This window comes from Burkholderia sp. Ac-20379 (genome assembly GCF_017104645.1).
Taxonomy (GTDB): Bacteria; Pseudomonadota; Gammaproteobacteria; order Burkholderiales; family Burkholderiaceae; genus Burkholderia.
The window spans coordinates 1-10,614 of sequence record NZ_JAAGPF010000266.1 but is presented as its reverse complement, the minus strand read 5'-3'; the positions used below and the strand labels follow the sequence as shown (position 1 = coordinate 10,614).

Sequence of the window (10,614 nt, the reverse complement as noted above, 5' to 3'; positions counted from 1 at the left end):
CGCCGCGGGCGTGGCGCGCGGCGGGTTCGCGGCGGTGTTCGGCGGCGCGCAGGCGGCAAGCGGGGCAGCGGGTGGGGCCGATATGGCGGGTGCGGCGCGATGATCAAATGGATTCACCGGCTCGGCTGGCCGGTCGGCATCGGTCTGCTGCTCCTGACCGTCGTGCATCAAGGCTTCGGCGACGTGGTGCGGATCATCGGCCGGGCGGGCTTCGTGCTGCTGTGGCTCGTGCCGTTTCACCTGATTCCGCTGCTGCTCGACGCGCAGGCCTGGCGCCTGCTGCTCGACCGGCGCGCGCCGCTGCCGTTTCTCTGGTGGATCGCCACCATCCGCGAGGCGGTCAACCGGCTGCTGCCGACGGTGGGCGTGGGCGGCGAGATCGTCGGCATCCGGCTCGCGCGCTGGCGCGTGCCCGATGCGAGCTTCGTCACGGCCTCGGTGATCGTCGAGGTGCTGATCACCGTCAGCGTGCAGTACGCGTTCTCGGCCATCGGCCTCGTGATGCTGCTGGCGCTGACCGATACGGGCGGGGGCGGCAGCGCCCGAACCATCGCACTGGCGCTGGTGCTGTCGCTGCCGATTCCGGCCGTCTGCTTCTTCCTGCTGCGGCGCGGCGGGATCTTCCACACCATCGAACGCTTCGCGGGCAAGCTGCTCGGCGATACCAGCGCGCTGCTGCAGGGCATCGACGGCAAGCGGCTCGACACCGACATCACCGGCCTGCTCAAGCGCACCGGGCTGCTGGCGCGCGCGTTCCTGCTGCAACTGGTCGCCTACCTCATCGGCGCGCTCGAAATCTACTGGGCGCTCGAACTGCTAGGCCATCGCGTGCCGGTGGGCGGCGCGATCGCGATCGAGGCGATGATCCAGGCGGTGCGGCACGCGGCGTTCATGGTGCCGGGCGGCGTGGGCGTGCAGGAGGGCACCATCGTCGTGCTGGCGCAGTTGTTCGGCGTCGATCGCGAGACGGCGTTCTCGCTGGCGCTGGTGCGGCGCGCGCGCGAGCTGCTGTTCGGCGGGCTGGCGCTGGCGTCGTGGCAGATCGTCGAGATCGGCGTGACGCGGCGCGCATTGCGCGAATCGAAGCACGAGGACGTGAAGGCACCGGCGGCGTCGGACGATGACGGCGGCGCTCGCCAGGCCGGGCCGGAGCCGCACGTATCGCGGGCGCAGCGGCCCGAACGCGAGCACGCCGACGAGACGCGCTAGGCGCTGGCCCGGCCTGGCGAGCGCCGATTTGTGGAGAGCGTACCGACGCGCGTATGCTTCCACGGTGCCCAGATCGGTGCGTTCGCGCGCATCCGTGTTCCTCATGATTCCATCTGTTTTCCGGCCGGCTCGGCCGTGGCTCGTGGCCGCAACCGTCGCCGCGACCTGTCTGCTCGGCGGCTGCGACAGCCGCCAGGAGGACGCCGTCGTGCATCGCTTCAAGCAACTGTTCCGCTCGATCCAGCCCGCGCCGCTGCTGCTGCGCAGCCTGAAGGCCGGCGTCTCGACCGAGGACGACGTGCGCGCGCAGCTCGGCAAGCCCGAAACCGAACGCCGCAACCTCGACGGCTCGAAGCGCCTCGAATACCCGCGCGGCCCGATGGGCGACGAAACCTACATGGTCGACATCGACCGCAACGGCCTGTATCTCGGCGCGACGCAGGTGCTGACGGCCGATACCTTCGCGATGATCCGCCCCGGCATGACGCAGGACGAAGTCCGCCAACTGCTCGGCAAGCCCACCGAGGTGGCGCGCTACCCGCTCAAGCCGGAAACGGTCTGGAGCTGGCGCTGGCGCGAGGACGGCGTCAATCAGGACGCGTTCTACAACGTGCATTTCGGCGACGACGGGCTGGTGACCACCACCTCGCGGTCGGATCTGATGCAAGGGCGGTAGGGCGGCCTCGTTGCCGGCGACCCAATAAGAAACGGCGCCGCGGGTTCCCCCGCGGCGCCGTTTTTTCATTGACGCGATGCCGCGGCGGGTTGCCCCGCCGCCGCCCGACGTGCCGTCAAGCCTTGACGGTGTCGGCCACTTCCTTGAAATCTTCGATCTGGTCGAAGTTCATGTACTGGTAGATCTTGTCGCTGTTGGCCGTCAGCACGCCCATGTCGGCCATGTACTCTTCCTTGGTCGGGATCTTGCCCAGACGCGAGCAGATCGCGGCCAGTTCGGCCGAGCCCAGATACACGTTGGTGTTCTTGCCCAGACGGTTCGGGAAGTTGCGCGTGGACGTGGACATCACCGTCGCGCCTTCGCGCACCTGCGCCTGGTTGCCCATGCACAGCGAGCAGCCCGGCATTTCGGTGCGCGCGCCGGCCGTGCCGAACACGCCGTAGTGGCCTTCTTCCGTCAGTTGCTTCTGGTCCATCTTGGTCGGCGGGGCGACCCACAGCTTGACCGGAATGTCGCGCTTGCCTTCGAGCAGCTTCGACGCCGCGCGGAAGTGACCGATGTTGGTCATGCACGAGCCGATGAACACTTCGTCGATCGTCGCGCCGGCCACGTCCGACAGCGTCTTCACGTCGTCCGGATCGTTCGGGCAGGCCACGATCGGCTCGTGGATGTCGGCCAGATCGATTTCGATGACGGCCGCGTAATCGGCATCCGCATCCGGTTGCAGCAGTTGCGGATCGGCCAGCCATTGCTGCATGGCGTCGATCCGGCGTTGCAGGCTGCGCGGATCCTGATAACCCTCGGCGATCATCCACTTCAGCAGCGTGACGTTGCTGTTGAGGTACTCGATGATCGGTTCCTTGTTCAGGTGCACCGTGCAACCGGCGGCCGAACGCTCGGCCGACGCGTCCGACAGCTCGAATGCCTGCTCGACCTTCAGATCCGGCAGCCCTTCGATTTCGAGGATGCGGCCCGAGAAGATGTTCTTCTTGCCCTGCTTGGCGACGGTCAGCGTGCCGGCCTTGATCGCGTACAGCGGGATCGCGTTGACCAGATCGCGCAGCGTGACGCCCGGCTGCATCTTGCCCTTGAAGCGGACCAGCACCGATTCCGGCATGTCCAGCGGCATCGTGCCGGTGGCGGCCGCGAAGGCCACCAGGCCCGAACCGGCCGGGAAGCTGATGCCGATCGGGAAGCGCGTGTGCGAATCGCCGCCGGTGCCGACGGTGTCGGGCAGCAGCATGCGGTTCAGCCAGGAGTGGATCACGCCGTCGCCCGGACGCAGCGCGATACCGCCGCGCGTGCTGATGAAGTTCGGCAGCGTTTGGTGCGTCTTGACGTCGACCGGCTTCGGATAGGCGGCCGTGTGGCAGAACGACTGCATGACCAGATCCGCCGAGAAGCCCAGGCAGGCCAGATCCTTCAGTTCGTCGCGCGTCATCGGGCCGGTGGTGTCCTGCGAGCCGACCGAGGTCATCTTCGGTTCGCAGTAGGTGCCCGGGCGCACGCCCTGGCCTTCCGGCAGGCCGCAGGCGCGGCCGACCATCTTCTGCGCGAGCGAGAAGCCGCGGCCGCTGTCGGCCGGCTGTTGCGGCAGGCGGAACAGCGTCGACGGGGCCAGACCGAGCGCTTCACGCGCCTTGGCCGTCAGGCCGCGGCCGATGATCAGCGGAATGCGGCCGCCGGCGCGCACTTCGTCGAACAGCACGTCGGACTTGACCGTGAATTCGGCGATCACGGCGCCGTTCTTCAGGGCCTTGCCGTCGTACGGGCGCAGCTCGACCACGTCGCCCATTTCCATCTGCGAGACGTCGAGTTCGATCGGCAGCGCGCCGGCGTCTTCCATCGTGTTGTAGAAGATCGGGGCGATCTTGCCGCCGAGGCACACGCCGCCGAAACGCTTGTTCGGCACGAACGGGATGTCTTCGCCCGTGAACCACAGCACCGAGTTGGTGGCCGACTTGCGCGAGGAGCCGGTGCCGACCACGTCGCCCACGTAGGCGACCAGGTGGCCCTTGTCCTTCAGCGATTCGATGAACTTGATCGGGCCGCGCTTGCCGTCTTCTTCCGGCGTGATGCCGGGGCGCGCGTTCTTCAGCATCGCCAGCGCGTGCATCGGGATGTCCGGGCGGGTGGTGGCGTCCGGCGCGGGGGACAGATCATCGGTATTCGTTTCGCCCGTGACCTTGAAGACCGTGATGGTCAGGCTTTCCGGCACTTCCGGACGGCTCGTGAACCATTCGGCGTCGGCCCAGCTTTGCAGCACGGCCTTGGCGTGGGCGTTGCCCTTGTCGGCCAACTCCTTGACGTCATGAAACTGGTCGAACATCAGGAGGGTTTTCTTCAGCGCGTCGGCGGCGGTGGCGGCCACGGCTTCGTCGGACAGCAGCTCGATCAGCGGCTGGATGTTGTAGCCGCCCAGCATCGTGCCGAGCAGCTCGGTGGCGCGCTCGCGCGAGATCAGCGGGCTGGCGGTTTCGCCCTTGGCCACGGCGGCCAGGAAGCCGGCCTTCACACGGGCGGCTTCGTCCACGCCGGCGGGCACGCGGTAGGTGATCAGTTCGACGAGGGTTTGCTCTTCGCCTGCGGGCGGGTTCGCGAGCAGTTCGACCAGTTCGGCGGTCTGCTTGGCGTTCAGCGGCAGCGGAGGGATACCGAGCGCGGCGCGTTCGGCTACGTGAGCACGGAAGTTTTCTAGCATGGGGGACCTGCTGATTGGGCGTTTCAGGGCGAAGGCCTTTCAGGCGCTCCGAGGCTGTTACCTGTTACGGGTGCTGCTTCGACCGGGATTCTAGTCGTAAACCCCTTTTGCGTCAAACGTCTTATATCTTATATAAGAGTTGACGATATGGGCGCGTCCCCATCGGCCCGCCAGCCGCTTCCGCCGGTCCCGCGCTATCGAAAAAGCGACCCGAAACGTGCAAAAACGCACCGCCCGCATCCGGCCCCGAGCCTGACCGGCGGCTTGCCGTGGCGGCGCGAGCCCACGTATCGCGGGCCGCTGCGCGCCGCGCCGGGCGTCGTTCCAGGATGTTGCGGTGCAGCAATCCGGCCGGCCCCGGTTTGTGGCTGTTTTTTTCGCCTGCAACCATCCGCTCCACTCGAACGCCGCCGCCCGCCGGCCGGCGTTCCCCACCCGACCCATCTCAGGAGACGCGCGTGTTCCTCTACGGATTCGGCCCCGTCATCTGGGCGGGCACCGTGCAGACGATCGAGCTGTCGGTGCTGTCGCTCGCCGCCGCCGTGGTGCTCGGCCTGCTCGGCGCGCTCGCCAAGCTGTCGCCGCAGCGCGGCCTGCGCGCGATCGGCACCGGCTACACCACGCTGATCCGCTCGGTGCCCGACCTGGTGCTGATGCTGCTGCTGTTCTACAGCATCCAGATCTGGCTCAACGACATCACCGACCTGCTCGGCTGGGATCAGATCGACATCGATCCGTTCGTGGCCGGCGTGCTGACGCTCGGCTTCATCTACGGCGCGTATTTCACCGAGACGTTCCGCGGCGCGTTTCTCTCGGTGCCGCGCGGCCAGCTCGAGGCGGGCGCGGCCTACGGCATGAGCGGCCTGCGCGTGTTCGCGCGGATCCTGTTCCCGCAGATGATGCGCTTCGCGCTGCCCGGCATCGGCAACAACTGGCAGGTGCTCGTGAAGGCCACCGCGCTGGTGTCGATCATCGGCCTGGCCGACGTGGTCAAGGCCGCGCAGGACGCCGGCAAGAGCACGTTCAACATGTTCTTCTTCATCCTCGTCGCGGCGCTGATCTACCTGGCGATCACGACGCTGTCCAACCTGGTGCTGCGGCAGTTGGAGCGGCGCTATTCGACCGGCGTGAGGCACGCGGAACTATGATCGAGATCGTCCAGGAGTTCGGCCGCGCGTTCCTGTATTGGGACGGGCAGCGCCTGTCGGGCCTCGCCGTCACGCTGTGGCTGCTGGCGGCGTCGGTGGGCATCGGCTTCGTGTGCGCGATTCCGCTCGCGGTGGCGCGCGTCTCGCGCAACCGCTGGGTGTCGATGCCGGTGCGCGCCTACACCTACGTGTTTCGCGGCACGCCGCTCTACGTGCAGTTGCTGCTGATCTACACCGGCATGTACAGCCTCGAATTCGTGCGCTCGCATTCGCTGCTCGACGCGTTCTTCCGCAGCGGCTTCCACTGCGCGATCCTGGCCTTCGCGCTGAACACCTGCGCGTACACCACCGAGATCTTCGCGGGCGCGATCCGCGCCACCTCGCACGGCGAGGTGGAGGCGGCGCGCGCTTACGGCATGAGCCCGTTCACGGCCTATCGCCGCGTGATCCTGCCCTCGGCGCTGCGCCGCGCGCTGCCGCTCTACAGCAACGAGGTGATCCTGATGCTGCACGCCACCACGGTGGCGTTCACGGCCACGGTGCCCGACATCCTCAAGGTGGCGCGCGACGCGAACTCCGCCACCTACATGGCGTTCCAGTCGTTCGGGATCGCCGCCCTGATCTATCTTGCGGTATCGTTCGCACTCGTCGCGGCGTTTCGCCGGGCCGAGCGCCACTGGCTCGCGTATCTCGCGGCCGGACGTCATTGATTCGTATCCATTCCGGGAGACGCCAGTTGGCAGAGACCACCCCGCCGAACGCCGCCAGCAAGCTCGCGGCCCTCGACATCCACAAGCGCTACGGCGACAACGAAGTGCTGAAGGGCGTCTCGCTCGACGCGAAAGCGGGCGACGTGATCAGCATCATCGGCGCCAGCGGCTCGGGCAAGAGCACGTTCCTGCGCTGCATCAATTTCCTCGAACGGCCGAACGCGGGCCAGATCGTGGTCGACGGCGAAGCCGTGCGCACCAAGGCCGACAAGGCCGGCGCGCTCGAAGTGGCCGACCCGAAGCAGTTGCAGCGGATCCGCACCAAGCTCGCGATGGTGTTCCAGCACTTCAACCTGTGGGCGCACATGAACGTGCTGGAAAACGTCATGGAAGCGCCAGTGCACGTGCTCGGGCTGTCGAAGAAAGCGGCCGAGGAACGTGCGCGCGAATACCTCGAAAAGGTGGGTTTGCAGCCGCGCGTCGAGAAGCAATATCCGTCGCATCTGTCGGGCGGCCAGCAGCAGCGCGTGGCGATCGCGCGCGCGCTGGCGATGCACCCCGACGTGATGCTGTTCGACGAGCCGACCTCGGCGCTCGATCCGGAGCTGGTGGGCGAAGTGCTGAAGGTCATGCAGAAGCTGGCGGAAGAGGGCCGCACGATGATCGTCGTCACGCACGAGATGGGTTTCGCGCGCAACGTGTCGAACCACGTGATGTTCCTGCATCAGGGCCGCACCGAGGAGCAGGGCCATCCGGCCGAGGTGCTGGCGCGGCCGCAGAGCGAACGCCTGCGCCAGTTCCTGTCCGGCAGCCTCAAGTAAGGTGGCCGCGATCGGCCGCGCCGCGCGCACGACGCAGGTGGCGATCGTGGCGTTGCCGCCGGTGTCGATGTCGGGCGTCGGCCCGATCGTCGACGCGCTCGCGCTGGCCAACGAGATCGAAGGGCGCGCGCTCTACCGCTGGCAGGTGTGCTCGTGGGACGGCAAGCCGGTGCCGCTCGCGGGCGGCGCGCAATGGCAGGCCGACGCGGCCTTCAACGATGCTGTCGCCTGCGACTGGCTGATCGTCGTCAGCGAGCGCTTTCAGCAATTCGCCGATTACCGCCTGTTCCTCGCCAGCCTCGCGCGCGTGGGGCAGCGCACGCCGCTCGTCACCGGCATCCATCACGGCGTGTGGTGGCTCGCGATGGCGGGGCAACTGGCCGGCTACCGCGTGGCGGTGAACTGGGAAACCTATCAGCAGTTCGCCGAGCAGTTCGAGCGCACCATCGTCACCCAGCAGATCTTCGAAATCGACCGCGACCGCGCGACCTGCGCGGGCGGCCAGGCCAGCCTCGATTTCATGCTCGCGATGATCGGCCGCGATCACGGCCCGGCGCTGCCCGAGCGGATCGCCGACGCGCTCGGTTGCGCCACGCCGCGCAGCGGCGAGACGCGCCAGCGGATTCCGTTCGTGACCGCGCCCGGCGAGCGCCACCCGCGCCTGAACGATGCGCTGCAACTGATGGAAGCGAACGTCGAGGATCCGCTGACGACCGACGAGATCGCCGAGCTGGTGGGCATTTCGCGGCGGCAGCTCGAACGGCTGTTCCGCCAGTATCTCGGCGCGATGCCGTCGAAGTATTACCTGAACCTGCGGCTCTTGAAGGCGCGCACGCAACTGCAGCGCACCAGCAAGTCGGTCGTGCAGGTGAGCCTGGCCTGCGGCTTTTCGTCGGCCGCGCATTTCTCGAATGCCTACCGCGAACGTTTCGGCGTGACGCCGCGCGAGGATCGCCGCGCGTGGCTCGAAAAGCAGCACGGCGGCGCGAGCGAACCGCGCGCCGGCGCGCTGGTCGAGCGCGATGGCAGCCGATGAACGCGCCTGTACACGCCGCTGCACGCCTGCGCCGGCCCGGCGCGCGAATCGCGTTCCCGCGCCGCGCGCGTTTCGCGATGCGCAACCGATCAAGCCGATAGAACCCGTCGCAAATGCGCAAGACGATTTGCGCCCCGTTGCCTACACTGAACCCTGTGATTTTTGAACCGAGGACCCGCCATGACCCGCGATAACGTGACCCGACAGACTTTCGACGACGTGATGGTGCCGGTGTTTGCGCCGGCCGAATTCATCCCCGACCGCGCCGAAGGCTCGCGCATCTGGGACACGGCCGGCAAGGACTACGTCGATTTCGCCGGCGGCATCGCCGTGACGGCGCTCGGCCACGGCCACCCCGAGGTGCTGAAGGTGTTCGAGGCGCAGGGCCGCAAGCTCTGGCACATCGGCAACGGCTACACCAACGAGCCGGTGCTGCGCCTCGCGAAGCGCCTCGAAAGCCTGACGTTCGCCGATCGCGCGTTCTTCGCGAACTCGGGCGCGGAAGCGAACGAGGCCGCGCTGAAGCTCGCGCGCCGCGTGGCGTTCGACCGCTTCGGCGAGGACAAATACGAGATCCTCTCGTTCGCGCAGTCGTTCCACGGCCGCACGTTCTTCACCGTCAGCGTGGGCGGCCAGCCGAAGTATTCGGACGGCTTCGGCCCGCGCCCCGAAGGCATCCGCCATCTGCCGTACAACGACATCGAGGCCGCGAAGGCCGCGATCGGCCCGCGCACCTGCGCGGTGATCGTCGAGCCGGTGCAGGGCGAGGGCGGCGTGATTCCGGCCGATCCGGCGTTCCTGAAGGCGCTGCGCGAAGCGTGCGATGCGCACGGCGCGCTGCTGATCTTCGACGAGGTGCAGACGGGCGTCGGCCGCACCGGCCAGTTCTACGCGTATATGGATACCGGCGTCACGCCCGACATCCTGACCACGGCGAAGGCGCTCGGCAACGGCTTCCCGATCGGCGCGATGCTGACCACCAACGAACTGGCCGCGCACTTCAAGGTGGGCGTGCACGGCACCACTTATGGCGGCAACCCGCTGGCCTCGGCGATCGCCGACAAGGTGGTGGAACTGGTCAGCGATCCGAAGCTGCTGGCCGGCGTGCACGAGCGCGGCGAGCGGATCCGCGCCACGCTGGCCGCGCTCGACGCGAAGCACGGCGGCCTGTTCCGCGAGATCCGCGGCAAGGGCCTGCTGATCGGCGCCGAACTGACCGAAGCCTTCGACGGCCGCGCCAAGGATTTCGTCAACGCGGCCGCTGCGCATGGCGTGATCATGCTGATCGCCGGCCCGAACGTGCTGCGCTTCGTGCCATCGCTCGTGATTCCGCTCGACGTGCTCGACGAAGGCCTCGCGCGCTTCTCGCGCGCGGTCGACGAGGTCGTCGGCGCGAGCCGCTGATCTTCCCCGCCCGGCCCATTCCGCCCACAGGACCGACGATGCTATTCGTACGCCCCGGCAGGCTTGCCGATCTCGACGCGCTGGCGCAAATGGCCCGCACCGCGCGGCCCGTGCTGCACTCGCTGCCGCACGACCGCCGCGCGCTGGAATCGCGCGTGGCGCTGTCCGAGGATTCGTTTCGCGCCGACGCCGATTTCCCCGGCGAGGAGTTCTACCTGTTCGTGCTGGAAGACAGCGAGACGGGGCGCCTGCTCGGCACGGCCAGCCTCGTCGCCGCGGCCGGGTATTCGGAGCCGTTCTACGCGTTCCGCAACGACGCGCTGATCCACGCCTCGCGCGAGCTGCACGTGAACCGCAAGATCCACGCGCTGACGATGTCGCACGAGCTGACCGGCAAGAGCCGGCTGGCCGGTTTCTACGTCGATCCGTCGCTGCGCGGCGACGCCGCCGCGCATCTCGTCTCGCGCGCCCGCATGATGTATATCGCCGCGAACCGCCGCCGCTTCACGCCGGAGGTGTTCTCGCTGCTGCTCGGCGTGACCGATGAGAACGGCGCGTCGCCGTTCTGGGAGGCGGTGGGCCGCAAGTTCTTCCATCGCGATTTCGCCGATATCGAGGTGGAATCGGGCGGCCGCAGCCGCACGTTCATCGCCGAGGTGATGCCGGTGTATCCGATCTACGTGCCGCTGCTGCCCGAGGCGGCGCAGCGCGTGCTCGGCGAGCCGAACCAGCACGGCCTGCTCGCCTACGACATTCACCTTGAAGAGGGGTTCGAGCCGGACCGCTACGTCGACATCTTCGACGCCGGCCCGGTGCTGACCGCGCAGGTCGATCGCACCGTCTGCGTCACGCGCAACGTCGCGCGCACGGTGCGCAACGCGGCCGGCGCGGCGGCGGGCGCCACGCATA

The 10,614-nt window shown here is 67.9% G+C and carries 9 protein-coding genes; 8 read left to right on the top strand and 1 reads right to left on the bottom strand.

Features of this window, described 5'->3' with window-relative positions; all coding sequences use genetic code 11:
- Nucleotides 1-99: 99 nt before the first annotated feature.
- A complete protein-coding gene (locus tag G3N92_RS25485; protein WP_206130371.1) occupies nucleotides 100-1,209 on the top strand; it encodes an HpnL family protein in 1,110 nt (369 codons plus the stop codon).
- Between the two features lie 103 nt (nucleotides 1,210-1,312).
- Complete coding sequence (gene bamE / locus G3N92_RS25480; protein WP_206130370.1) at nucleotides 1,313-1,885, top strand: outer membrane protein assembly factor BamE; 573 nt, start codon at nucleotides 1,313-1,315, stop codon at nucleotides 1,883-1,885.
- Nucleotides 1,886-2,000: 115 nt separating this feature from the next.
- Here bamE and acnB read toward each other — a convergent pair whose 3' ends face one another.
- Nucleotides 2,001-4,586 (bottom strand): bifunctional aconitate hydratase 2/2-methylisocitrate dehydratase, encoded by a 2,586-nt coding sequence (gene acnB / locus G3N92_RS25475; protein ID WP_206130369.1) that lies wholly within the window; start codon nucleotides 4,584-4,586, stop codon nucleotides 2,001-2,003.
- 458 nt (nucleotides 4,587-5,044) lie between these two features.
- On the opposite strand from acnB, the gene hisQ reads away from it, so the two are divergent.
- From hisQ to aruF, 6 genes are all read left to right on the top strand, one after another.
- Entirely contained in the window at nucleotides 5,045-5,734 is a 690-nt protein-coding gene (gene hisQ, locus G3N92_RS25470) for a histidine ABC transporter permease HisQ (RefSeq protein ID WP_206130368.1), read from the top strand.
- Entirely contained in the window at nucleotides 5,731-6,444 is a 714-nt protein-coding gene (locus G3N92_RS25465) for an ABC transporter permease (protein ID WP_206130367.1), read from the top strand. Before hisQ ends, G3N92_RS25465 begins: the two co-directional genes overlap by 4 nt.
- A 26-nt stretch (nucleotides 6,445-6,470) precedes the next feature.
- Nucleotides 6,471-7,265 (top strand): ATP-binding cassette domain-containing protein, encoded by a 795-nt coding sequence (locus G3N92_RS25460; protein ID WP_206130366.1) that lies wholly within the window; start codon nucleotides 6,471-6,473, stop codon nucleotides 7,263-7,265.
- Nucleotide 7,266: 1 nt separating this feature from the next.
- Nucleotides 7,267-8,301, top strand: a complete 1,035-nt coding sequence (locus G3N92_RS25455; RefSeq protein ID WP_206130365.1) for a GlxA family transcriptional regulator — start codon at nucleotides 7,267-7,269, stop codon at nucleotides 8,299-8,301.
- Between the two features lie 180 nt (nucleotides 8,302-8,481).
- On the top strand, nucleotides 8,482-9,705 hold the full coding sequence (locus G3N92_RS25450; RefSeq protein WP_206130364.1) for an aspartate aminotransferase family protein: 1,224 nt from the start codon (nucleotides 8,482-8,484) through the stop codon (nucleotides 9,703-9,705).
- A gap of 38 nt (nucleotides 9,706-9,743) precedes the next feature.
- Nucleotides 9,744-10,614, top strand: an 871-nt coding sequence (gene aruF, locus G3N92_RS25445; RefSeq protein ID WP_206130363.1) for an arginine/ornithine succinyltransferase subunit alpha, incomplete at its 3' end; no start/stop codon positions are given.

Coding starts and splice junctions, on each gene's coding strand:
- G3N92_RS25485 (WP_206130371.1), top strand. CDS start 100: ATGATCAAATGGATTCACCGGCTCGGCTGGCCGGTCGGCATCGGTCTG.
- bamE (WP_206130370.1), top strand. CDS start 1,313: ATGATTCCATCTGTTTTCCGGCCGGCTCGGCCGTGGCTCGTGGCCGCA.
- acnB (WP_206130369.1), bottom strand. CDS start 4,586: ATGCTAGAAAACTTCCGTGCTCACGTAGCCGAACGCGCCGCGCTCGGT.
- G3N92_RS25465 (WP_206130367.1), top strand. CDS start 5,731: ATGATCGAGATCGTCCAGGAGTTCGGCCGCGCGTTCCTGTATTGGGAC.
- G3N92_RS25450 (WP_206130364.1), top strand. CDS start 8,482: ATGACCCGCGATAACGTGACCCGACAGACTTTCGACGACGTGATGGTG.